Origin of the sequence: Mycobacterium sp. 29Ha, from assembly GCF_032883055.1 — a bacterium.
Taxonomy (GTDB): Bacteria; Actinomycetota; Actinomycetes; order Mycobacteriales; family Mycobacteriaceae; genus Mycobacterium; species Mycobacterium gallinarum.
This window is the reverse complement of record NZ_JAMQTI010000005.1, coordinates 54,850-77,613: the sequence shown is the minus strand read 5'-3', so window position 1 is coordinate 77,613 and position 22,764 is coordinate 54,850. Positions and strand designations below refer to the sequence as shown.

Here is a 22,764-nt window from a genome sequence, read left to right as displayed (position 1 = left end):
TGGCAACCCGTACGATTGAGCCGATATCGTCCCCGAGCAATGAGGGCACTGTGGGCACCGAGTGGACCGACAACCGCAAAAATCTGATGCTGTTCTCGGGTCGCGCGCACCCCGAACTGGCTGAACAGGTCGCCAAAGAGCTCGACGTCCACGTCACGGCGCAGACCGCCCGCGATTTCGCGAACGGCGAGATCTTCGTCCGCTTCGACGAGTCGGTTCGCGGTTGCGACGCCTTCGTACTGCAGTCGCACCCCGCGCCGTTGAACCAGTGGCTGATGGAACAGCTGCTGATGATCGACGCGCTCAAGCGTGGCAGCGCCAAGCGCATCACGGCGATCTTGCCGTTCTACCCCTACGCCCGCCAGGACAAGAAGCATCGCGGCCGCGAGCCGATCTCCGCGCGGTTGGTCGCCGACCTGCTCAAGACCGCGGGTGCGAACCGGATCCTGACGGTCGACCTGCACACCGATCAGATCCAGGGCTTCTTCGACGGCCCCGTCGACCACATGCGGGCGCAGAAGCTGCTGACCGGCTACATCGCCGAGAACTACTCCGACCACGACATGGTCGTGGTCTCCCCCGACTCGGGCCGCGTGCGTGTCGCCGAGAAGTGGGCCGACTCACTGGGCGGCGTTCCCCTCGCCTTCATTCACAAGACCCGCGACCCGCTGGTGCCCAACCAGGTGAAGTCCAACCGCGTCGTCGGCGACGTGAAGGGCAAGACCTGCATCCTCACCGACGACATGATCGACACCGGCGGCACCATCGCCGGCGCGGTGAACCTGCTGCGCGCCGACGGTGCCAGCGACGTCATCATCGCCGCGACGCACGGCGTGCTGAGCGATCCCGCCGCGCAACGGCTCGCGGACTGCGGTGCACGCGAGGTCATCGTCACCAACACGCTGCCGATCGATGAGGAAAAACGCTTCCCGCAGCTGACCGTGCTATCGATCGCACCGCTGCTGGCCAACACCATTCGCGCGGTGTTCGACAACGGTTCCGTCACCAGCCTTTTCGACGGGTCCGCGTAGTGCCAGAGGGAACCATCTATCACAACCCGAAGTGCAGCACCTCCCGTAAGACGCTGGAGTTGTTGCGGGACAACGGCATCGAGCCGACGGTGGTGCAGTACCTCAAGACCCCACCGACCCGCGCCGAGCTCGCAAAGATGATCAAGGACGCCGGCATCGACGTGCGCACCGCGGTGCGTAAGCGTGAATCTCTTTACGGAGAACTGAATCTCGCCGATGCCACCGACGACGAACTGCTCGACGCGATGGCCGAGAACCCGATCCTGATCGAGCGGCCGTTCGTCGTCACCACGAAGGGCACCCGACTGGCCCGGCCTATCGACGCGGTGCGCGAGATTCTGTGAGGGTTCGCCACCGCGTGGTAGCCGCCGCGCTGGCGGTTCTCGCCGCGTCGGGTTGTGCGCCGAAACCGCCTGACTACCAGTCGCTTTTGTCGACGACGCCGACGACGGCCACGACCACTTCGTCGGGCGACGAGGCGCAGGTGCCCATCGCGACCTACTTGGAACAGAAGGGCGTCGTCGGAGAGCCCATTCCGGCGGACAAGCTCACCGACCTCACGGTGACGTATCCGACACCACCGGGCTGGAAGCCGTTCTTCAACTCGAATCTGTCGCCGGGCACGCGGGTGATCGCCAAGGGCACGACCTATCCGATGGCGATGGTGATCGTCTTCAAGCTCAACGGTGACTTCGATGTCAAGGAAGCCATCGGGCACGGCTACGTCGACGCCGAGATGTCGGAGAACTTCAAGCGCCTCAACGCGTCGATGGACGACTTCAAGGGCTTCCCGTCGGCCATGATCGAGGGCAGCTACGACCTCAACGGCGCGCGGATGCACACCTACAACCGGATCGTCATCGCGACCGGTGCACCGCCGGCCAACAATCGGTACCTCATCCAGTTCACGGTGACGGGCTACGCGGACAAGGCCGTTGAAGAGGCGCCCGATATCGAGGCGATCATCCGGGGCTTCAACGTCGCAGTGCCGAAGGCTCCCCCGAAGTAGGGCCCACACGAAGTAGGGGACCGTTCACGTTCGGCGAACCCACCGGTTGGATGGCGCCGCTAGGGTGGGCGCCATGAGTCAATGGACCGCCGCCGACCTGCCGTCCTTCGCCGGACGGACCGTCATCGTCACCGGAGCCAACAGCGGCCTGGGCCTGATCACCGCCCGTGAACTGGCCCGCGTCGGGGCCAAGACGATTCTCGCCGTGCGCAACACGGCCAAGGGCGACGAGGCCGCGCGATCCATCACCGGCGATGTCGAGGTGCGCAAGCTCGACCTGCAGGACCTCGCATCGGTGCGCGCGTTCGCCGACGGGGTCGACAACGTCGACGTGCTCGTGAACAACGCGGGCATCATGGCGGTCCCCTTCGCGCTGACCGTCGACGGGTTCGAGAGCCAGATCGGTACCAACCACCTCGGCCATTTCGCCCTGACGAACCTGCTGCTGCCCAAGATCACCGACCGCGTGGTGACCGTGTCCTCCGGCATGCATCTGATCGGCCAGATCAACCTCAAGGACCTGAACTGGAAGGCGCGGCCCTACTCGCCGTGGCGGGCCTACGGCCAGTCCAAGCTCGCCAATCTCCTGTTCACCAGCGAGTTGCAGAAGCGACTCGACGGGGCGGGGTCACCGCTGAAGGCGCACGCCGCCCACCCCGGTTATTCGGCGACAAACCTGCAGGGCAACACCGGACGCAAGCTGGGCGACGCGTTGATGACGTTCGGCAACAAGCTGGCGACCGACGCCGACTTCGGCGCCCGTCAGACGCTGTACGCGGTGGCCGAAGACCTGCCGGGCAATACATTCGTCGGGCCGCAGTTCGCGATGTGGGGTCCGACCGGGCCCACCCCGCTGCGCAGCCCGCTGGCTCGCGACGCCGAGAAGGCCGCTGGGCTGTGGGAGCTGTCCGAGCAGCTCACGGACACCAAGTTCGGGCTCTGATTTGGGGTTGAGCTGCGGCTGCGGCTACCCTGGCTGCTAATCACGGCGAGGGTGGGCAGCCACCGTTATCGACGCGAACCATCTAGAGGTTCCCTGGCCGTGCTCGACACGACACAGGAGTTGAACCCAATGGCCAAGAACGCGCCGAACAACATCGCCGCAGCAATCCGCACGGAAACCGGCAAGGGTGCGTCGCGCCGCGCGCGCCGCAACGGCAAGGTACCCACCGTCCTCTACGGCCACGGCAGCGAACCGCAGCACCTCGAGCTCAATGCCCACGACTTCGCCGCGGTGCTGCGCCACGCCGGCACCAACGCGGTGCTCACCCTCGACATCGAGGGCTCCGAGCAGCTCGCGCTGACCAAGGCGCTGACCCTGCACCCGATCCGCCGCAACATCACGCACGCCGACCTGCTGGTCGTGCGCCGCGGCGAGAAGGTCACCGTCGAGGTCAACGTCATTGTCGAGGGCGAAGCGGCGCCGGGCACGCTGGTCACCCAGGACAGCAACAGCATCGAGATCGAGGCCGACGTGCAGTCGATCCCGGAAAACCTCACCGTCTCGGTCGAGGGCGCCGAGATCGGCACCCAGTTCGCCGCGAGCGCGATCCCGCTGCCCGACGGTGTTTCGCTGGTCTCCGATCCCGAATTGCTCGTCGTCAACGTCGTCGCCGCCCCGACCGAGGAAGACCTCGAGGCCGAGGGCGCTGGCGAAGCCGCCGAGGGTGAAGCGGCCGAAGGCGAAGCCGCCGAGGGCGAAGCGGCCGAGGGCGAGGGCGAAGCCGGCGAGGCACCCGCCGCGGAGTCCGAGTAGCACGCGATGGCCGAACCCCAACTTGTGGTCGGCCTCGGCAACCCCGGTCCGCAGTACGCCACCACGCGGCATAACCTCGGCTTCCTCGTCGCCGACATCCTCGCCGATCGCATCGGCTCGGGTTTCAAGGTGCACAAGAAGTCGGGGGCCGAGGTGGTCACCGGTCAGCTCGCCGGCCGTCCGGTGGTGCTCGCCAAGCCGCGCTGCTACATGAACGAGTCCGGGCGTCAGGTCGCGCCGCTGGCCAAGTTCTATTCGGTGGCGCCCGCCGACATCATCGTCATCCACGACGAGCTCGACATCGACTTCGGCCGCATCCGGCTGAAGTTCGGTGGCGGGGTCGCCGGGCACAACGGCCTGCGATCGGTGGGCTCGTCCCTGGGCTCCAACGACTTTCAGCGTGTCCGCATCGGAATCGGTCGCCCGCCCGGCCGGATGGAGGGCGCAGCGTTCGTGCTCGGCACGTTCACCTCGGCGGAGTGGAAAGAGGTGCCGACGATCTGCGAGCAGGCCGCCGACGCCACCGAACTGCTGATCTCCCAGGGGTTGGAGCCGGCGCAGAACACCGTGCACGCCTGGGGCTAGCGTCAGCCGTGCGTCTGACCCGCCAGCGTCGTGATCGGCGCCTCGGAGGTGAGTCGGTTGGCCACGAATTGTGCTGCCTGCGTCGTCAATCCGGCCTGCACGTACAGGCTGTGCGCGGGCCTGTCGTCACCACCGGAGCACACCGGATCGGCCCCGTTGCACAGGTCGATGGTCTTGTATCCGTACTGCGGGCTCAGCGACGTCAGCGGGCCGCCGAGCAACCGGATGGACGGGTTGCCGAACACAGCGACCGCGGCGACGTGATCGGCGGCGGCCGGCGGTAACAGGTTGGTGAAGCCGAGCGTCGGCTGGTTGGCGATCGCAAGCGCATCGATCACCGCGGCACCCTGCGAGAAGCCGCCGAGCACGATCTTGGTGTCGGGGCAGGTCGCGACGGTGTTCTGGACGAATGCGCTGGCGTCGTTGGCGCCGTCGGCAGCGCGGAGGAAGTCGTACGAGGCCGGGTAGTTGACTGCGTACACGTCCACCGACTGCCCCGGCACCAACGGTCGCAGCGCATCGACGAACGCGTCGCCGACCCGCCCTATGCCCGCCGGCTCACCGGTGCCGCGCGCGAAGACGACCTGAACATCGGCGCACTCGGCGGGCTGCGCCGAGGCGACGCCCGTCGGGCCCGCCGGAAGCAATGCCGGTGCGACGAGCGTTACACCCGAAACCATCAGTGCCGCAACACCCAACAGTAAACCGCGCGTGACCCCTCGGCTGATCTTCATACCGGGCCAAACGCCGTCGAGCGGCGAATCTATTCCGTCTAGCGAAATCAGAGTCCGCTGATGCCGCTGTCGACCACCTTGATCTGCTTGTGCGGGAAACGTCGCTCGGCGTACTCCTTTGCCACCGAGTTCGGCAGGACGTAGAGCGTCTCCTTCTTCTCCTGCAGTGGTTTGAGGACCAGATCCATGAAGCCCTTGCGGTCATCGAGGTACGGCTCGATGACGTCCTCTCCGGCCGGACACACCGCCAGGCAATAGGCCGCCTTGTAGTTGGCCTTGAAGGACAGGCTCTGCCACATCGAGGCGTTCTCGGAATCGCTGACTCGCGAACGGAAATCGGCCGCGTCTTCACTGTCGGCGATGGTCTGCACCCAGTCGGTGAATCCGCCCATGAACTCGCGGTAGTTGTGGGTGGAGCACGCGAAGAAGTCGAACTCCCCGTCCTTCTTGATGGCACCGACCGGGCAGGCCGCGACACAGAGCTTGCATTCCAGGCACGGCGAATAGTCAAGCGGCTCACCGTAACTGCTGACCGGCGCGGCCACAAGCACCGTGCCGAGAAGGATGAAGTTGCCGAACTTCGGGTGAATCACGTTGCGGTGGATGCCCATCACGCCGAGGCCGGAGGCTACCGCGACAGGTTTGTGCGCCACCACCCAGATGCGACCGGGGAACCGGTCCATCTCCATGGGAAACGACATCGACGGATTGATGGCGCGGTAGCCGGCATCTTGCAGCGCGCGGGTGATGCGGTGCGCGGCCTCGTTCATGATCTCGCCGCTGCGGTGGAACTCCTGATTGGCGACGCTGCGCGCGGTGGAGCGGACGTTGTCGCGGTTCATCTTGACGACCAGGGAGATGTAACTTGCGACGCCGGGCAAGGCCTCGTCGACATGTTCACGTTCGGAGGCGAGGTCGGGGTTGTCGACGCTGGCGAACGCGACGTCGTCGACGCCCGCATCGAGACAGACCTGACGTAGCCAGTCGGCGTCGATGACGCCTGGCTTCTCGGTTTTGCGTGCCCGCACCTTGCGCACTGTCGGGTGGTCGGCGAGCCGAGCGGAGACTCTGTCGGTCATGCTAGGTATAGTACACAATACTCAGATGTTCGGTAGCCGTAAGAAGGCTGAACCGCCGCGTAAAGAAACCGTTCAGACGACGCTTTCGCATCGCGAACGGGCGTACACCGGAAGCATGTCCAACAGCCACAACGGCGTACTGAGGTGTGCCTGGCATCAGCTTCTCGACGGTGATCGACGGTGGGGATCAATCGACGTGCGCCCCGACCGGTTCGGCGTGACGCGCTATCGACTGGTCGTGTATCCGCCGGGCATCAGCCGAACCGAGCGACGCCGCCTCCGCGTCGCCCGGGGCTGGCCCCTGTGGGGTGTGGCGGCCTGGATCATCGCCGAGATCTATCTGGTCGGTGCCCTCGATCCGTGGATAGCGCTCGCGCTTTCGATCGGTGTCACGCTCGGGCTGGGTCTCATCGCTTCGGCGCTGGCGGGACCATTGCGCACCCAGGTCCGCACCATGACCGCCGCGGTTTTGGTCGGCCGACCGGATCTGGGATCGACCGCGGAGCGGGACATGATTCAGCGCTTGGGCGCGCGGTTGATCAGAGCCGACGAGGGCCTCGCCGACGCGGCGTTGAGCGCGGCCGAACACGAGTCGATCTGGTGGGCCGTCTACGACGAGATGGCGCCGGCACTGGCTGATTCGACGCTGCGCGAACCTGGGCGGAGCGCGTGATGATCGAACTGCTTCAGGTGCTCACCCTGATGTTGGTCCCCGTCGCGTATTTCCTCACGATCAGGACGATCATCGGCCGTCAGAATCGAATCGCGGAAGAAACTGGTCGATGCCAGCGTCGGACGCGGATCACAGAAACGAGTTCTCCGCGCTGAGTCCGCGTTCGGGGAAAGCGCCCAGCGCGAAAGTCTCGGCGTTGCCCAGCCCGACTCCACCCCCGACGGGGTCCTCGACGCGCACCAGCAGATCGCGCAGCTGATGGAGTTCGCGCGCCTTCTCGGGTTTGTCACAGTCGGTGACGTGGTTGCCCTCGACCCTGAGATCGCCCACCCATTGGCCGTACACCCAGTCGTTCCAGCCGTAATAGCCCGCGGTGCCGAGGTGAAAGCCGCCCGGCCCGGCCGCGGTGATGGTCAGCGGACGCTTGGACCCGTCGGCATCGATGAGGGTGATTGTGCCGTGGGTGAAGCGGCGGTTGTCATCCTGAAAGTGCATGTCCTGTTCGACGGACACGAACCTGTGCGATGTCCCGTCGTCGCCCTGTTGCTCTGCCTGACAACGGATCTCGAGAAAACCATCGCCGCGCTCCTCCTGATACATGACGAACAGCGAGTACGTCGACCCGTCCTGCGGGTCATGGTCATCGGCAGCCACGTCATGAACATCTGCTTGATCTTGCGGCCACCGCGGGGCAGCCCCGGAATCGGCTTGCCGACCCCGGGCCGCAGTCCCCATGAGTGGTCGCGGATCGAAATCCACTTGTCCGCTTCGATTTCGGTGCGCTCGCCGTCCAGCTCCACCCATCCGGACGCGACTCCGATCTGGTGGTAGCGCAACACGTTGTGCGTGACGCGGTAGCCGTCCGGGCTGCGGTCAGGCCAAGGATCCTCCAGCGCGGTATCGAAAGTTCCGCGCAGCTCGACGTCGAATGCGATGGGGGCGTGCTCGGTTCTCTCCAGACTCACCCGGACGGCGCGCAACGGCTCCACCACGCGGTAGGCGATCGGGCCCACCTGGGTGCCCGCCGGATCTGACGACAACCGGCGCCCGGCCCGCACCGTCCACTGCTCGGTGCCTCGGCATACGCCGGCCGCTCCGTCGAAGACGCCGCGGTTGGTGTACTTGCCGACACCGAGCACGACCTGCAGCGAGTTGTCGCGGGCGTGGGCGATCGTCCAGATTTTCTCGGTCCATGAGGGATCCGACTGGCTGACCGTGGCAAAGGTATCGACGATCTGATGGGTGAGCAGTTCGTCTTCGGGTACCAAGGCGCCGTAGTTCGTCGTCAGCACAATGACTGCCTTTCAGAGGTTCCATCCGAACAGGGAAACCGAAGTACTTCGCCATATCGGTTCCGCCCCGTCCGGGACTTAACATTGGCGCCAACGGTGTCTCGGCTCATCGAGCCGCACCGGAGCTCGAAACAGCGCTAGTGTGACATTTGGACCATTAGATGTAAAGGACACGACCGTGGCTGCTCGCCCCACCGTCGACGCGGATCCGTCGACGCGGCGACGGATCCTCGCCGCCACCTTCGTCGTGCTCGCCAGGGATGGCAGACGCAAGTTGCAGCTCTCGGACGTAGCGGCCGAGGCCAAGGTGTCGCGTCCGACGCTCTACCGCCATTTCGGCTCCAAGGACGGACTGCTCGAGGCGTTCGGCCGGTACGAGCAGGACAACTTCGACGCCGGTATCGCCGCCGCGGTCGCGGGCCTCGACGGCTCCGACCGTCTCGACGCCGCGTTGCAATTCATCGTGGAATTCCAGAGCACGTACTCGCTGGGGTCGCTTGCCGACATCGAACCAGAGCATGTGCTGCAACAGATGAAGCGGGTGCTGCCGGTCATCCACGAGCGCATCGCTCGCATCATCCCCGGCGACGACAGCGACGTCGCCGCGGCCGCCGTCGTGCGAATAGCGGTCTGTCACTACGTGATCGGGGGTGGCACCCCCGATCAGTTCCTCGCCGAACTTCGTCACGCAGCGGGGGTCGGCCCGTCGCGGCGGCGGCTGTCGCGGGTGGTCAACGGCTAGTAGCGCTGGGCGACTGACGTCCGGAACCGTCACGTCGTATTACGCATGGTGCTCCAAACGTAAAGCTCGAAGTCTTTACATACTGCGGGTGCTATGTAAATCTTTTCCGCATGGCTGGGATCACGCTCGTCCAACGCGACCTCGCTGCCGCCCGGTCGCAGCTGCAGAAGTGGTGCGAGCACAAGTTCGGAGATGACGCGGTCGTATCGGAACTGGTTGCAGCGAACCGGGCCGGCGGATTCTCCAGCGAGAGCCTGATGTTCTCCGCGACGGTCGACGGCGAGACACATGACTACATCATCAGGATTCCGCCCGCCGGCGGTGGCATCTTCCGCGAATACGACCTGGGCGCCCAAACCCTGACGCAGGAACTGCTCCACGAATACGGCGTCCCGACGCCTTCGCCGATCTACTACGAGCCCGACCGGACCTGGATCGGCTCGAAGTTCATGGTGATGCCCCGCATCGTCGGACACACGCCATCGGATTTCACCTATGCCGTCAAGGGGTGGCTGCGGGATGCCGGGCCCGACGTCCAGCGCCGCGTGCACGATTCGTTTCTCGAGACGTTGGTGCGGCTGACGGCGGTGCCGGTGAGCGAGGCGTCGTGGCTGTCGCGGCCCGCAGGTGTCGGCATCTCCGCCGAAATCGGTTGGTGGCTGGAATATGTGCGGTGGGGCACCGACAATCAGGTCCCCGACCTGATGACCGAGGCGTTCACCTGGCTGCGCCGCGGACAGCCCGAGGATGGTGGCGCACTGAGCGTCTGCTGGGGTGACGCGCGGCCGTCGAACGGCATCTTCGACGATGTGGGCCAGATGGTCGGTGCACTGGACTGGGAGCAGGCCTGCCTGTGTCCGGTCGAGACGGACTTCGGGTGGTGGTTGGCCTCGCGCAAGCAGATGCTGGAGGTCAACGGGATCGATGCCGACCCCGAACTGCCGGGCTTCGACAGCTGCGCCGCGGTGGTCCGCCGATTCGAAGAGATGATCGGCCGCGAACTCGAAAACCTGGGCTGGCACGAGGTCTTCGCGATGGTGCGCATGGGCTGCTGCATCGTGCGCATGCAGTCGCTGCTGCGCCGCAACGGACAGGCCGACCATTTCCTCACTCGCGCGCCGATCCTGCCCGCGTGGACGGTCGACGCGATCCGCTCCTAGTCGCCCGTGCGGCGCGCGTACGCCCGCAACGCGAACGGGGCGATCACCGCGGTGATCGCCAGCGACCACAGGATCGTCGCGAGTATCGGGTGATGCAGCGGTAGTTGTGCCTCCGGCGGGGCGGGCGGACCGTTGCCCCACAGCTCCCGCACCGCCTGGGTCAGCGACGACACCGGATTCCACTCGGCGATGACACGGAGCCAGCGCGGCATGGGCTCAGTCGGCGCGAAGGTGTTGGCCAGGAACGTGATTGGAAAAAGAACGGTGAACATCACGCCGTTGACCGCTTCGACCGAGCGCATCAGCGAGCCGATCAGGATGCCGAACCAGATCATCCCGAAGCCGAATACGAGGATCAGCGCGAAGGCGAGCACCGCGTCGACGAAGCCGCCGCGGATCCGCCATCCGATGCACAGCCCCGTCACCGCCATCACCACGACACCGATCGACGAGTGCAGCAGGCTGGCGATGCTCCGTCCGATCAACACCGCCGACCGTCGAATCGGCAGCGATCGGAACCGGTCGATGATGCCCTTCTCGACATCGGCGGTGATTCCGGTGGACACCACGAACGCGGTGAACACGATGGTCTGCGCCTGGATGCCGGGGAGCAGGAACTCGCGGTAGGACGCGCTGCCGGCGGTGGCGATCGACGCGCCGAACACGAACGCGAACAGCAGCACGAACATGATGGGCTGCACCGTGACGTCGCTCAACATCTCGGGCATCCGCTTGGTGTGGATCATGTTGCGCTTGACCATGATCCACGACTGCTCGGCGATGTTCGTCTGGCGGATCCGGGGCCGTTCCAGGGTGTCGCGCTTCTCGCTCTCGGTGGTGGTCATGCGCTGACCTCCTCGGTCTCGTCGCCCTCGACGCGATGGCCGGTCAGGGACAGGAACACGTCGTCCAGGCTGGGCCGGGACAGGCCGATGTCGTCGACCTCGATCGCGCGCTCCTGCAGCCAGCCCGCGACCCGGGTCAGGTCGGCGATGCCGTTGGCCGCCGCGGTGAGTTGCCGTGCACCAACGTCGACGTGGACCTCGGCGCCGGTACGCGCGATGAGCTCCCGCGCCGCGGGCAGGTCGGTGGCGTGCGAGACGGTGACGACCAGGCTGGCATTGCCGGCCTGCTCTTTGAGTTGCAGCGGCGTGCCCTGCGCGATGATCCGGCCGTGATTGACGACGACGATGTCGTCGGCGAGTTGGTCGGCCTCCTCGAGGTACTGCGTGGTGAGCAGCAGTGTCGTGCCCTCGGCGACGAGGCCGCGCAGCATCTCCCACAGCTCGCTGCGACTACGCGGATCCAGACCCGTGGTCGGCTCGTCGAGGAACAGCACCGGCGGTGACGCGATCAAGCTGACCGCGAGGTCGAGCCGTCGCCGCATGCCGCCGGAGTACCCGCGGACCGGCCGGTCGGCGGCATCGGCGATCGAAAACTGTTCCAACAGTTGATTTCCCAGGCGTTCGAGGTCGCGACGACCGATGCCGTAGAGACCGCCGATCATCCGGATGTTCTCGCGGCCGGTCAGCAGCTCGTCGACGGTGGCGACCTGTCCGGTGAGGCCCATGTTGCGGCGCACCATGTCCGGTTGCTCGCGGATGTCGTATCCCGCCACCCGCGCGGTTCCGCTGGTGGGGACCGTCAGCGTCGTCATCATCCGGACCGTGGTGGTCTTACCCGCACCGTTGGGACCGAGCAGGCCCAGCACCGTGCCGGGCGGCACCACGAAGCTGACGCCGTCGACAGCTGGTCGTTCGGAGGCGTTGTCACCGAATTTCTTCACGAGGTCGATCGCCTCGATGGCCGGAGAGGTCATGGGCCAACCGTAGCGACGAGCTCCGACGCGCAGCCAATGGATTTCCTCGGCGAGCGACCGCAAAATGCCATATCTGCGCGGCGTGTCACGTACAGACACGGTCGGTCGCGAGCAGGGAAAAGGTCGCGCAGGTTCTAGGTGACCAGCGAGACCGAGTTGGAGCGGCGCAGCTTGCCCGACGGGGTCTTCGGGATGCTTCCCGGCCCCAGCACGACGACGTTGCGCGGCCGCACGTCGACCTCGGCCACCACCTCATGGGCGACCTGATGCTCGATGCGACGCACCTCGACCGGGTCCTGCCAGGCGTTGGACTCCACGGCGACGGCGAAGGTTTCCCGCGAATGACCGGCGTCGAGTCGCACCGCGACGGCGCAGCCCGGCCGGACGCCCTCGACGCGGCCGGCGGCACGCTCGATGTCGGTCGGGTAGATGTTGCGGCCCGCCATGATGATGACGTCCTTCACGCGGCCGCACACGATGATGTTGCCTTCTTCGGTGATGTAGCCGAGGTCACCGGTGTCGTACCAGCCGTGCTCGTCCTGGGCGGGGATGAAGCCGCCCATGGTGATGTAGCCGGGTGTCAGGCACTCGCCGCGAAGTTCGATGACGCCGACACCGCGGGCGGGCATGACGTTGCCGTGCTCGTCGATGACGCGGGCCTCGAGGTCCGTCAGCAACGGACCGAGGGAGGCCAGCCGCCGGGTGTTGCCCTTGGTGGCGGGCACGGCGCGGCGCAGCGCCGCGAGCAGGTCGGCGTCGACCTCGTCGACCACCAGGCCGGCGCCGCACGGTGAGAACGACACCGCCAGGGTGGTCTCGGCCATGCCGTAGGCGGGCAGGATCGCGTCGGGCTTCAGACCGAACGGCTTACCCGCGTCCAAGAGGTCCTCGACGTCGGCGGGCTCGACGGGTTCGGCGCCCGAGAGCGCGAACCGCAGCGTCGACAGGTCGAACTCGCCCGGCTTGGCCTGGCGCCGCAGCCGCTTGGCGAACAACGCGTAGGCGAAGTTCGGGGCCGCGGTCATGGTGCCCTTGTACTTGTCGATGAGCTTGGCCCACAGCAGGGTGTCGCGCAGGAAGTCCATCGGCGTGACCTTGACGAGCTCCGCGCCGAAGTACATCGGGATGGTGAGGAAGCCGACCATGCCCATGTCGTGGAAGCAGGGCAGCCAGCTGACCATGACGTCCTTGTCGACGTCGTACTCGGCGCCGATGAACATGGCCTCGGCGTTGGAGTGGATGTTGCGGTGGGTGATCTGCACCGCCTTGGGAGACCCAGTGGATCCGGACGTCAGCTGCATCAGTGCCAGGTCGTCCTCGCCGACCTCGATGGGGTCGATCGGGTCCGACGCCAGCAGGTCGGCGACGGTCAGAACCGTGATGCCCTTTTCCTCGAGGACCGGGATCGCGACGAGGAACGGTTCGGAGACGATGACGGCCTTGGCCTCGATCATGCCGATGACGTTCATGGTGTCCTCGGCCCAGATCACGAGGTCGGTCCGGGGCGTGGGCTGGTGCAACATGGTCAGGCAGGCGCCGCGCATCCACAGGCCCTGCGCTACCGGCGCAATCTCGACCGGGAAGCCTGCGAGCACGCCGACCGAATCGCCGAGTCCGATTCCGGCCTCCGCCAGACCACCGGCGACGGCGCGGGCCCGCTCGTGAACCTCACCCCAGGTGTGTCGAACTGGCTCGTGCGGTTCACCGGTGACCATGCCCGTTGTCACGGTGCGGGCGTTTCGGTACATCTTCTCGGTGAAACGGCTCACGACAACCTCCTCGGTTTCCGAACAGGACATGCCCGGATGTAATGCTCCGCCTGATCAGAGGCGCTTTCCAGGAGGCGCGCACACAATTGGGGAGCGGTTGCGTCTCGAATTGGTGATGCCTCTGGTGAGCGGTCGGCTATGACAAGTCGCCCGCCGATGTTGCCGGCGGGCGCGAATGCCGCGTCCAAAGGATGACCGCTAGTTTTCACCGTCGATCATCTTAAACATTTCTTAAGGACCTGCCAAAATCTGGCGGGCATTGAGGCCTGAGTCACACCGTCATTTGCGAAGCGCCTGGCGCGTCACACGGAGGCCGACGGCGCGGGCACCACCCGTGCCCCCTGCACGGGCCCACTGGCGACGCGCACGGTCCGGCAGACACCGGCACCGGCCATCTCGGTGGCGACGTCGACGGCCGAGGACGCCGACGAGCAGAGGAAGGCACACGTCGGTCCCGAGCCCGAGACGATGCCGGCCAGCGCCCCGGCCTCGGTGCCCGCGCGCAGGGTGCGACGCAGCTCGGGATCCAAAGACAGCGCAGCTGCCTGCAGGTCGTTGCCGAGCAGCGGCGCCAGCTCCGCGGGATCGCCGGACGCCAGGGCGGCCAGCAGCGGCTCTGGATCGTCGAGGCGCGGCGGCGCGTCGCGCTCCGTCTCACGCAGGCGGTCGATCTCGGCGAACACCGACGGCGTCGACAGCCCGCCCTTGGCGAAGGCCAGCACCCAGTGAAAAGTGTTGCGGGCCAGCACCGTTGCCAGTTCCTCGCCGCGACCCGTACCCAGTGCGGTGCCGCCGTGCAGCGCGAAGGGGACGTCGCTGCCCAGCTGCGCGGCGAGCACGTGGAGGTCGCGCCGCGGCACCCCCAGCTCCCACAGCGTGTTCATCGCGACGAGCACAGCCGCGGCATTGGCACTGCCACCTGCCATGCCACCGGCGACGGGGATCGACTTCTCGACCGTGATCGCCACGTCGGGTGCGCGCCCGACATGTTCGGCGAGCAGTTCGGCGGCGCGCCACGCGAGGTTGCGTTCGTCGGCCGGCAGCGTGTCTGCGCCTTCTCCCGCCAACTCCAGCGACAGCACGTCGGCGTTGCGCACGGTGATCTCGTCGAGCAGCGAAACCGCGTGAAACACAGTGGTCAGCTCGTGATAGCCGTCGTCGCGGCGATCTCCGACCTCGAGGTACAGATTGACCTTGCCCGGCACCCGCACAGTCACCGATCCGGTCGGAACCCATTCGGATGCGGTGTTGCCGTTGGACACCAGACGACACTATCGGAGGAGACCGCACCCAGGAGCCGTCTGAGCAGGTCAACCTCGCCGATCAAACCCCTAGTCTGAGGGCGTGCTCTCCGTTGGCGAAGAGTTTGAAGGTCACATCGTCTACGAGGCGCTGGGCCGCGGCGGCCATGCGACGGTGTACCGGGCGCGCGCCCGGGATCGGGACGTGGCGCTGAAAGTCCTCGACCAGGGCCACCGCGATCTCACCCACATTGCGCGACTGCGCCGCGAGTTCGAATTCGCCCGTCGCCTAGCCCATCCCCACATCGTGACGGTGTACGAACGCGGCACCGGGTGGCTGTCGATGGAACTTGTCACCGGCGGCGGGATCGTCGCCGTGGGCACCATGACCAAGCGTCTCGCCGCACTCGAACAGATCGCCGACGCGCTCGACTACACTCACAACCGCGCGATCGTGCACTGCGACGTGAAACCCGCGAACATCCTTGTCCGCCAAGATCTTTCCAGTGCTGTCCTGATCGACTTCGGCGTCGCCCATGCGGTCACCGACGATATCACCCACCGATCCACGCAGATCGAAGCGTCGCTCCCCTATGCGGCGCCGGAGTTGATCACCGGACACGCGCCGACGGGAGCCACCGACGAATACGCGCTGGCATGCACCGCCGTCGAACTGATCACCGGATCGCCACCGTTCACAGCCTCGTCGGGACTTGGCCTCATCGACGCACACCTGCACACGCCGCCACCACGTTGGTCACGTGAAATTACCTGGCTGCCAAGAGTATTCGACGCAATCGTGACGAAAGCCCTCGCGAAGGCGCCGGAGGACCGCTACGCGTCCTGCCGTGAATTCGTCTCGCTGATCACCCGGGCGCTGCAGTAGGCGCCGGGATCAGACGTGCAAGGAACCGTCGCGCGGATGCCGATGGTGAACGACCGGCTTCGGCTCGGCCGGAATCGACTCCTGACTTTCCTCCGACCGTTGCAGCAGTCGGACGAAGTCCGCTATCGAGAGCGTCTCGCCGCGGCGGGACGGATCGATGCTCGCCGCCAGCAACCGGCTGGCCGATTCGTTGCCCGAGCCCGCCCATTCGGCGAAGGCGTTGCGCGAGGTCTTACGTCGCTGCCCGAACGCGATGTCGATGAGGTTGAACACGCGTTCGCGGAAGCCTTCGTCGGTCGGCCACGGCGACTTCTCGTACCGGTCGATGCGCACCAGGCCGGAATAGACCCGCGGAATCGGCCAGAACACCGTCGGCGAGACCATGCCGTAGCGCCGGACGTTGCCGAAGTACCGGACCTTCACGCTCGGCACGCCGTAGTCCTTGCCACCGGGTTCGGCCGCGAGACGCTCGGCGACCTCGGCCTGAACCATCACCATCACGGTGCGGATCGAGGGGAACTCGGCCAGCAGGTGCAGCAGCGCGGGCACTGCGACGTTGTACGGAAGGTTGGCGACCAAAGCCGTGGGCTCGTCGGCGATTTCGTCGCGACGCAGGTTCAGGATGTCGCGGTTGAGCACCGTCAGCCGGTTGATCTCGCTGTGCGAATGATCGGCGACAGTGATGGGCAGCTGTCGGGCCAGCACCGGATCGATCTCCACCGCCGTCACGCATGCGCCCCGGTCCAGCAGGGCAAGCGTCAGTGAGCCCAGGCCCGGGCCGACCTCGAGAACGTGATCGTGCCGATTGACGCTGGACGCCGAAACGATTCGACGAACGGTATTGGCGTCATGGACGAAGTTCTGGCCAAACGATTTGCGTGGCCGGAAATCAATCTCTCTCGCCAGGTGTCGTATCTCGGTCCGCCCGAGTAATCGAATGGTCAGCGCGCACCAATCCTCCCGCTACACGTCGGCCACGCACCCCACCCTTGTCGTGCCCGAGTGACCTCAGCAATCGCGATCTGCTCTTCCCTGGTTGCCAAATCAGCCCTGTCAGCATACCTCAGACCACCGTTGCGCTCCCAGGTGTTCTGGTCGAATTGAACGCCACCGTAATATCCGTTGCCGGTGTTGATGGCCCAATTACCTCCTGCTTCGCACCGAGCAAGCGCGTCCCAGGTAGATCCGTTGTTGACTTCCGGGACCTCGGTACCGGGCTTGGCGCCGACTCGAAGGACGCCGTCGCGGGCCGGAACAACTACGACATTGGCTACTGGCATCCTGCCTGTTTCGACGCCATTAACCTTTGCGATGGCAAACGTCACGTCCTGCGTTCCCGGCGTACCGGGATCCTCCACGATCTGACGGCTCATGTTGAGTTCAGGATCTTCGATGCGGTGATTCGCCGGTGGCAACGGCGCGCGTTCGGTGACCTTTTCGATCCGAATCCGCTTCACCTCGATCTGCATTCCGTCGACGACCGGCGAGGACGCGGCAGGCACCACCTCGTCGCTTTGCAGCAGCGGCACGCCCGCCGCCTCGAGCAGGGCGGCGACGTTCGGCGCGGCCAGGTGCACCGTGCGGACCACACCGGCGTCGGACAGTTGAACGGTCTTGGGGCTCACCACCGGCAGCGACATGCCTGCTAGCGGCACTCGGCTGCCGCGCGACGCCGCAGCGGGCGCCTTGTCCGTCATCTGCAGCTGGCTCAGCGCCTCATCGACTGTCGACGCGGTCGTCCACACCTCACGACTGTCCCGGCCGTCCGTGGAGATCTGCAGCGGACGGCTACGGCGCAGCACGATCGTGTCGGACTGATGCACCGTCTGATCGGCCGCCGGGTAAAGGTCGTCGCGTTCGCCAACGTCGAAACCGTTCTCCGTGACGACGTCGATAACGCGCGACTTCATGGTGTCCACGGTGATGGAAGTGCCGTCGACGGCCAGGGTCACTGTCTTATGCGTAGCAACTGCGAATCCACCCGCGAACGTCAGCGCAAGCAACGTCACCCCGACCACGAGGCGCAATAACGGCGACCGCTCCTGGTGGATCTTATTCAAGATGTTCAAAACGTCGTCTATCCCGACTATCGGTCGGTGGGCCTACCTGCAGAAGCCCGCCGAGTTTGATCACAAGACGGTAACGAAAACGCTCACGCGCAGCAACTCGCCAGCCCGTAGGCACGGGCAGCCGTCGAAGTGGTTTCTTGCGCAACGTCCTCAGCGGCTCTGTTGAGGAGTTCGGCGAGCGCACGAACAGTGTAGGGCAGGCAGTAGGGCTCATTCGGCGCACCGCGGTACGGGTGCGGTGTCAGGAACGGCGCGTCGGTCTCGACGAGGAGTTGCTCGGAGGGGATCAGCGACGCCGCTTCCCGCAGGCCAGTGGCATTGCGGAAGCTCACGGTTCCGGACAGGCTGAGCAGCCAGCCGCTGGCGACACACGTCCTGGCCATCGCGGCATCCGACGAGAAACAGTGGAAGATCACGGTCTCGGGAGCCCCCTCGGCGGCCAGAACGTCCAGGACCTCGGCGTCAGCGTCCCGGTTGTGGATCATCAGCGGCTTGCCGACGCGCTTGGCGAGGTCGATGTGCCAGGCGAACGCGTCACGCTGAGTCGCGGGGTCGGCGCAGCCCTCGAGCTTGCCCGGCCAGTACATGTCCATGCCGGTCTCGCCGACGGCGACGACGCGCGGATGCCTGGCCAGCCCCTCGATGACGGCCTTGGCCTCGTCGGTGAGCGCGTTGGCGCGGGTGGGGTGCAGCGCCACCGCACCGTAGACGCGCGGGTCGGCGTCGACGGCGTCGGTGACCCAGCGCGCGGAGTCGAGATCGTCGGCGATCGTCACGACGGCCTGCACGCCGACAGCCTCGGCCCGGTCGACGATCGTGCGGATGCTCTCGGCGTCGGTCGCACCGCAGGCATCGAGGTGGGTGTGCGCGTCGATCAGCGGTGCCAGCCGTTCCGGAGCCGGGGGCTTCTCCCGTCTGGCTGAACGCTTGTCACTCACCGCCACACAATAAGCTGACCCACAAATGAGCACCCTGTCTTCCCCCGGCGCGAGGGCGCGCACCCCCGGGGACCCTTACTACATCACCACGGCCATCGCCTATCCCAACGGCGACCCGCACATCGGGCATGCCTACGAGTACATCGCCACGGATTCGATAGCGCGGTTCAAGCGTCTGGACGGCTACGACGTGCGCTACCTGACCGGCACCGACGTCCACGGCCAGAAGATGGCGGAGACGGCGGCCGCCCTTGGCATTCCGACCGCGGAGCTGGCGCGGCGCAACTCAGATGTCTTCGAGGGGATGCAGCAGAAGCTCAATATCTCGTTCGACCGGTTCATCCGGACGTCGGACGCCGACCACTATGCGGCGTCGATCGAGATCTGGAAGCGGATGAACGAGGCCGGCGACATTTACCTCGACACGTACTCGGGGTGGTACTCGGTGCGTGACGAGGGCTTTGTCACCGAGGGTGAAACGAGCGTCAACGCCGACGGCGTGCGGATCGTCACCGAGACCGGCGCCCCGGTGACGTGGACCGAAGAGCAGACCTACTTCTTCCGACTGTCGGCCTATGCCGAGAAGCTGCTGGCGCACTACGCCGCGCACCCGGAGTTCATCGAGCCCGGCGTGCGGCGCAACGAGGTGGTCAGTTTCGTCTCGGGCGGGCTGCGCGATCTTTCGATATCTCGCACGACGTTCGACTGGGGCGTACCGGTGCCCGACCACCCCGACCATGTGATGTACGTATGGGTCGATGCGCTGACGAACTATCTGACGGGCGTCGGATTCCCCGACACCTCGTCGGAGATGTTCCAGCGGTTCTGGCCGGCCGATCTGCACATGATCGGCAAAGACATCATCCGGTTCCACACCGTCTACTGGCCCGCCTTTCTGATGTCGGCGGGAATCGAGTTGCCGCGCAAGGTGTTTGTGCACGGCTTCGTCCTCAACCGCGGCGAGAAGATGAGCAAGTCGGTCGGCAACGTCGTCGATCCGAACGCGTTGGTGGACGCCTTCGGTGTGGACCAGGTGCGCTACTTCTTCCTGCGTGAGGTGCCGTTCGGCCAGGACGGCAGCTACAGCGAGGAGGCGATCATCGGCCGCATCAACGCCGACCTCGCCAACGAGCTCGGCAACCTGGCGCAGCGTTCGCTGTCGATGGTGGCCAAGAACCTGGACGCAATCGTGCCTGAGCCAGGCGAATTCACCGTGGAGGACCTACAGCTTCTGGATGCCGCCGACGGGTTGCTCGAGCGGGTGCGCACGCATTTCGACGCCACCGCAATGCATCTGGCGCTGGAGGCCATCTGGTCGGTGCTCGGAGCGGCGAACAAGTACTTCTCCGCGCAGGAGCCGTGGGTGCTGCGCAAGTCCGACGAGGCGAGATTCCGCACCGTGCTCTACACGACGCTGGAGACGGTGCGGATAGCGGCGCTGCTGAGCCAGCCGGTGATGCCCGAGTCGATGGCCACAATGCTCGACCTGCTGGGCCAGGCCGACGATCAGCGGACGTTCGCATCGGTCGGCACGCGGATCGCACCGGGGACTCAGCTGCCCGCCCCGGTCGGCGTGTTCCCGCGTCATCAGGCGGAGTGAGATCTTTCGACGAACGTGGGTTACCCGCACGCTGCATCGCCGGAAGGTGTGCGGGTAACCCACGTTCGCGTTGATACTGGAGTGACGCACGTCACTTTTTGTCACGCTCGGCGGGCGGGAGGTGTCTTGAGGACATGACCCGACACACCACCACAACAACTAATTCGCGGCCCGCCGCGGCCAAGGTCGTCGTCATCGGCGGCGGCTACTCGGGAACACTGGCAGCCAACCATCTGCGGATGCGCGGCACCTGGCAGATGCCCGACATCACGCTGGTCAACCCCCGCCCCAAGTTCGTCGAGCGGATCCGGCTGCACCAGCACGCGGCGGGCGACTACGACGCGGCAGTCGACTACGGCACACTGCTCGGCCAAGGCATAGGTCTCGTCGTCGACACTGCGACGCGCATCGACGCCGCCAACCGCACCGTTGAGCTGGCCTCAGGCCGTGCACTGCGCTACGACTACCTCATCTACGCGGTCGGCAGCACCGGCGCAGTGCCCGCATCGGTACCCGGCGCCACTGAATTCGCCTATCCGATAGCGGAATTCGAGCAGGCACAGCGTCTGCGCACCGCCATCGCCACCGTGTATCCGGATGCGCCGGTCACCGTCGTCGGCGCCGGGTTGACCGGCGTCGAGACCGCCGCCGAGCTGGCCGAGCAGGGCCGCAGGGTCACGCTGGTCTGCGGTGGCCGGCTGGCGCCGTCGCTGTCGGAGCCGGGGCGGAGGTCAGCCGCCAAGGTGCTGCGCAAGCTGGGTGTGACGGTGCTCGAGTCCGACATCGTGACGCAGGTCCGGTCCGACGCGGTCGTCTTCGCCGACGGGGCCGTGCGCCCGAGCGCGTTGACGATCTGGACGGCGGGCTTCGGTGTGCCGGAACTGGCCGCGGTGAGCGGCCTCCACACCGATGAGCTGGGCCGGCTGCTCACCGATGAGACCCTGACCAGCATCGACGACGATCGCATCGTGGCCGCCGGTGACTGCGCCTCCCCGTCGGGGGTGCCGCTGCGGATGTGCTGCGCATCTGCCTCGCAGTTGGGCCCCCAGGCGGCCAATACCGTGCTGAACCGCATCGCCGGCATCTCCCCGGCACCGCTCGCCTACGGCATCCCGGGGTCGTGCACCAGCCTGGGTAGGCGCGCCGGAATCCTTCAGTTGGGCCGCCAGGACGACACCCCGGTGAATCTCTTCATCGGCGGGCGCGTGGGCGCTCGACTCAAGGAGACGATCTGCAAGGGCACGCTGTGGGGCATGCGTCGCGAGGGCCGCAAGCCCGGTTCTACCTTCTGGTTCAAGGGCGGCGCGCGGCCTGAGCGGCCGGTGTTCGCTCCAGAGGTGGTCAAGGAAGCGTGACCACCTCCGCAGGTCAAACTGCCGGCTCGGCCGGCGCCGAACATGCCGAGCGGTTCACCCTCCTGCGTCCGCTGCTGTTCACCATCGCCTACGAAATCCTCGGCTCGGCAACCGAAGCCGACGATGTGCTGCAGGACAGCTATTTGCGGTGGGCGGAGGTGGACCTTGCGACGGTGCGGGACACCAAGTCGTATCTGGCACAACTCGTGACCCGCCAGGCGCTCAACGCGTTACGGGACGGCGCGCGCCGCAGGGAGGATTACGTCGGGCCGTGGCTTCCCGAACCGCTGCTGGTGGACACGGGCGATGCCTCCTCCGATGTCGTTCTCGCCGAATCGGTTTCGATGGCGATGCTGGTGCTGCTCGAAACGCTCACGCCCGATGAGCGCGCGGTGTTCGTGCTGCGCGAGGTGTTCGGCTTCGAGTACGAGGAAATCGCAGGGGCCGTCGACAAATCCGCGGGGACGGTGCGCCAAATGGCGCACCGCGCCCGCGAACACGTGCATGCCCGACGCAAGAGGTTCGGACCCGTCGACGCCAAGCGGACCACACAGATCACCGAGCAGTTCCTGACCGCGGCGGCCACCGGCGACATGGAGGGGTTGCTGACGCTGCTGGCGCCTGGGGCGACCTGGACCGCAGACCACGGCGGCAAGGTGACCGGGATTCGCCGGCCGGTTTCGGGCGCGCGAAGGGTGGCCGCGCTCATGGCCGAACTGTTCCGCGTGGCCAAGACCATGCCGGATCTTCGGTTCCAGTCGGCGGTGTACAACGGCGCGCCGGCGACGGTGATTTACGACGGCGACCACCTAGAGGGCATCTTCGTGTTCGAAATCGTCGACGACAGGATCACGAATCTCTACGCAATGCGTAATCCCGACAAGCTGACCGGGGTTACGACCCCGCGGGAGATCAGTCGATAGTGACGTCGGCCACATCGGGCCCGGACTGTCACACTCTGAATTGCCACGGTGTCTAGAGGACAGACCAGCTCAAAGCTGAACGGCCACATTCGGGGCCGGCGGA

The 22,764-nt window shown here is 66.1% G+C and carries 24 protein-coding genes; 13 read left to right on the top strand and 11 right to left on the bottom strand.

The window, feature by feature from the left end:
- Positions 1–50: 50 nt before the first annotated feature.
- The 6 genes from M1248_RS08170 (at position 51) to pth (ending at position 4,381) form a co-directional block, all read left to right on the top strand.
- Complete coding sequence (locus tag M1248_RS08170) at positions 51–1,031, top strand: ribose-phosphate diphosphokinase (protein ID WP_163730549.1); 981 nt, start codon at positions 51–53, stop codon at positions 1,029–1,031.
- On the top strand, positions 1,031–1,375 hold the full coding sequence (gene arsC / locus M1248_RS08165; protein WP_317148036.1) for an arsenate reductase (glutaredoxin): 345 nt from the start codon (positions 1,031–1,033) through the stop codon (positions 1,373–1,375). The genes M1248_RS08170 and arsC overlap by 1 nt, the downstream gene beginning before the upstream one ends.
- Entirely contained in the window at positions 1,372–2,040 is a 669-nt protein-coding gene (locus M1248_RS08160) for an LpqN/LpqT family lipoprotein (protein ID WP_317148035.1), read from the top strand. Before arsC ends, M1248_RS08160 begins: the two co-directional genes overlap by 4 nt.
- A 73-nt stretch (positions 2,041–2,113) precedes the next feature.
- Positions 2,114–2,983, top strand: a complete 870-nt coding sequence (locus tag M1248_RS08155) for an oxidoreductase (RefSeq protein ID WP_317148034.1) — start codon at positions 2,114–2,116, stop codon at positions 2,981–2,983.
- A 129-nt stretch (positions 2,984–3,112) separates the two neighbouring features.
- On the top strand, positions 3,113–3,796 hold the full coding sequence (locus M1248_RS08150) for a 50S ribosomal protein L25/general stress protein Ctc (RefSeq protein WP_317148033.1): 684 nt from the start codon (positions 3,113–3,115) through the stop codon (positions 3,794–3,796).
- A gap of 6 nt (positions 3,797–3,802) precedes the next feature.
- Positions 3,803–4,381: an aminoacyl-tRNA hydrolase gene (gene pth / locus M1248_RS08145; protein ID WP_163730555.1), complete on the top strand. Its 579-nt coding sequence runs from the start codon at positions 3,803–3,805 to the stop codon at positions 4,379–4,381.
- Positions 4,382–4,383: 2 nt separating this feature from the next.
- On the opposite strand, the gene M1248_RS08140 is transcribed toward pth, so the two are convergent.
- Positions 4,384–5,115: a cutinase family protein gene (locus tag M1248_RS08140; protein WP_317148032.1), complete on the bottom strand. Its 732-nt coding sequence runs from the start codon at positions 5,113–5,115 to the stop codon at positions 4,384–4,386.
- Positions 5,116–5,162: 47 nt separating this feature from the next.
- Complete coding sequence (locus M1248_RS08135; protein ID WP_317148031.1) at positions 5,163–6,194, bottom strand: epoxyqueuosine reductase; 1,032 nt, start codon at positions 6,192–6,194, stop codon at positions 5,163–5,165.
- A gap of 25 nt (positions 6,195–6,219) precedes the next feature.
- Between M1248_RS08135 and M1248_RS08130 the strand changes: the two genes are divergently transcribed.
- Positions 6,220–6,867, top strand: coding sequence for a DUF6611 family protein (locus tag M1248_RS08130; RefSeq protein ID WP_317148030.1), 648 nt, complete (start codon positions 6,220–6,222; stop codon positions 6,865–6,867).
- Positions 6,868–6,996: 129 nt separating this feature from the next.
- Here M1248_RS08130 and M1248_RS08125 read toward each other — a convergent pair whose 3' ends face one another.
- Complete coding sequence (locus tag M1248_RS08125; RefSeq protein ID WP_317148029.1) at positions 6,997–7,362, bottom strand: hypothetical protein; 366 nt, start codon at positions 7,360–7,362, stop codon at positions 6,997–6,999.
- Entirely contained in the window at positions 7,281–8,159 is an 879-nt protein-coding gene (locus M1248_RS08120) for a hypothetical protein (RefSeq protein ID WP_317148028.1), read from the bottom strand. Before M1248_RS08120 ends, M1248_RS08125 begins: the two co-directional genes overlap by 82 nt.
- Before the next feature lie 178 nt (positions 8,160–8,337).
- Between M1248_RS08120 and M1248_RS08115 the strand changes: the two genes are divergently transcribed.
- Both M1248_RS08115 and M1248_RS08110 read left to right on the top strand, forming a co-directional pair.
- Positions 8,338–8,901: a TetR/AcrR family transcriptional regulator gene (locus tag M1248_RS08115; RefSeq protein WP_317148027.1), complete on the top strand. Its 564-nt coding sequence runs from the start codon at positions 8,338–8,340 to the stop codon at positions 8,899–8,901.
- Between the two features lie 110 nt (positions 8,902–9,011).
- A complete protein-coding gene (locus M1248_RS08110) occupies positions 9,012–10,061 on the top strand; it encodes a phosphotransferase family protein (protein ID WP_317148026.1) in 1,050 nt (349 codons plus the stop codon).
- Here the strand turns inward: M1248_RS08110 and M1248_RS08105 are convergent.
- The 4 genes from M1248_RS08105 to M1248_RS08090 all read right to left on the bottom strand — a co-directional run bounded on the left by M1248_RS08105 (position 10,058) and on the right by M1248_RS08090 (position 14,911).
- On the bottom strand, positions 10,058–10,906 hold the full coding sequence (locus M1248_RS08105) for an ABC transporter permease (RefSeq protein WP_317148025.1): 849 nt from the start codon (positions 10,904–10,906) through the stop codon (positions 10,058–10,060). The two genes, M1248_RS08110 and M1248_RS08105, sit on opposite strands and share 4 nt — an antisense overlap.
- A complete protein-coding gene (locus M1248_RS08100; protein WP_163730566.1) occupies positions 10,903–11,880 on the bottom strand; it encodes an ATP-binding cassette domain-containing protein in 978 nt (325 codons plus the stop codon). The genes M1248_RS08105 and M1248_RS08100 overlap by 4 nt, the downstream gene beginning before the upstream one ends.
- A gap of 134 nt (positions 11,881–12,014) precedes the next feature.
- Entirely contained in the window at positions 12,015–13,649 is a 1,635-nt protein-coding gene (locus tag M1248_RS08095) for a fatty acyl-AMP ligase (RefSeq protein WP_163730567.1), read from the bottom strand.
- 302 nt (positions 13,650–13,951) lie between these two features.
- A complete protein-coding gene (locus tag M1248_RS08090) occupies positions 13,952–14,911 on the bottom strand; it encodes a 4-(cytidine 5'-diphospho)-2-C-methyl-D-erythritol kinase (RefSeq protein WP_163730568.1) in 960 nt (319 codons plus the stop codon).
- A gap of 82 nt (positions 14,912–14,993) precedes the next feature.
- Between M1248_RS08090 and M1248_RS08085 the strand changes: the two genes are divergently transcribed.
- Positions 14,994–15,776, top strand: coding sequence for a serine/threonine-protein kinase (locus tag M1248_RS08085; RefSeq protein WP_163730569.1), 783 nt, complete (start codon positions 14,994–14,996; stop codon positions 15,774–15,776).
- A gap of 9 nt (positions 15,777–15,785) precedes the next feature.
- On the opposite strand, the gene rsmA is transcribed toward M1248_RS08085, so the two are convergent.
- The 3 genes from rsmA to M1248_RS08070 form a co-directional block, all read right to left on the bottom strand.
- A complete protein-coding gene (gene rsmA / locus M1248_RS08080) occupies positions 15,786–16,721 on the bottom strand; it encodes a 16S rRNA (adenine(1518)-N(6)/adenine(1519)-N(6))-dimethyltransferase RsmA (RefSeq protein ID WP_317148152.1) in 936 nt (311 codons plus the stop codon).
- Positions 16,718–17,845 carry a transglycosylase family protein gene (locus M1248_RS08075; RefSeq protein ID WP_317148024.1) on the bottom strand — a complete coding sequence of 376 codons (1,128 nt, stop codon included), beginning with the start codon at positions 17,843–17,845 and terminating at the stop codon, positions 16,718–16,720. The genes rsmA and M1248_RS08075 overlap by 4 nt, the downstream gene beginning before the upstream one ends.
- A gap of 83 nt (positions 17,846–17,928) precedes the next feature.
- Positions 17,929–18,783, bottom strand: a complete 855-nt coding sequence (locus tag M1248_RS08070) for a TatD family hydrolase (protein ID WP_317148023.1) — start codon at positions 18,781–18,783, stop codon at positions 17,929–17,931.
- Positions 18,784–18,808: 25 nt separating this feature from the next.
- Here M1248_RS08070 and metG point away from each other — a divergent pair, with 25 nt between their 5' ends.
- From metG to sigJ, 3 genes are all read left to right on the top strand, one after another.
- On the top strand, positions 18,809–20,383 hold the full coding sequence (metG, locus tag M1248_RS08065; RefSeq protein ID WP_317148022.1) for a methionine--tRNA ligase: 1,575 nt from the start codon (positions 18,809–18,811) through the stop codon (positions 20,381–20,383).
- 134 nt (positions 20,384–20,517) lie between these two features.
- Positions 20,518–21,738 carry an NAD(P)/FAD-dependent oxidoreductase gene (locus tag M1248_RS08060; protein ID WP_317148021.1) on the top strand — a complete coding sequence of 407 codons (1,221 nt, stop codon included), beginning with the start codon at positions 20,518–20,520 and terminating at the stop codon, positions 21,736–21,738.
- A complete protein-coding gene (sigJ, locus tag M1248_RS08055) occupies positions 21,735–22,661 on the top strand; it encodes an RNA polymerase sigma factor SigJ (RefSeq protein ID WP_317148020.1) in 927 nt (308 codons plus the stop codon). The genes M1248_RS08060 and sigJ overlap by 4 nt, the downstream gene beginning before the upstream one ends.
- Positions 22,662–22,764: the final 103 nt, after the last annotated feature.

Bases quoted from the DNA above. Each gene is read 5' to 3' on its own strand.
- M1248_RS08155 (WP_317148034.1), top strand. From the start codon at position 2,114: ATGAGTCAATGGACCGCCGCCGACCTGCCGTCCTTCGCCGGACGGACC.
- M1248_RS08150 (WP_317148033.1), top strand. From the start codon at position 3,113: ATGGCCAAGAACGCGCCGAACAACATCGCCGCAGCAATCCGCACGGAA.
- pth (WP_163730555.1), top strand. From the start codon at position 3,803: ATGGCCGAACCCCAACTTGTGGTCGGCCTCGGCAACCCCGGTCCGCAG.
- M1248_RS08140 (WP_317148032.1), bottom strand. From the start codon at position 5,115: ATGAAGATCAGCCGAGGGGTCACGCGCGGTTTACTGTTGGGTGTTGCG.
- M1248_RS08135 (WP_317148031.1), bottom strand. From the start codon at position 6,194: ATGACCGACAGAGTCTCCGCTCGGCTCGCCGACCACCCGACAGTGCGC.
- M1248_RS08130 (WP_317148030.1), top strand. From the start codon at position 6,220: ATGTTCGGTAGCCGTAAGAAGGCTGAACCGCCGCGTAAAGAAACCGTT.
- M1248_RS08125 (WP_317148029.1), bottom strand. From the start codon at position 7,362: ATGCACTTTCAGGATGACAACCGCCGCTTCACCCACGGCACAATCACC.
- M1248_RS08110 (WP_317148026.1), top strand. From the start codon at position 9,012: ATGGCTGGGATCACGCTCGTCCAACGCGACCTCGCTGCCGCCCGGTCG.
- M1248_RS08105 (WP_317148025.1), bottom strand. From the start codon at position 10,906: ATGACCACCACCGAGAGCGAGAAGCGCGACACCCTGGAACGGCCCCGG.
- M1248_RS08100 (WP_163730566.1), bottom strand. From the start codon at position 11,880: ATGACCTCTCCGGCCATCGAGGCGATCGACCTCGTGAAGAAATTCGGT.
- metG (WP_317148022.1), top strand. From the start codon at position 18,809: ATGAGCACCCTGTCTTCCCCCGGCGCGAGGGCGCGCACCCCCGGGGAC.
- M1248_RS08060 (WP_317148021.1), top strand. From the start codon at position 20,518: ATGACCCGACACACCACCACAACAACTAATTCGCGGCCCGCCGCGGCC.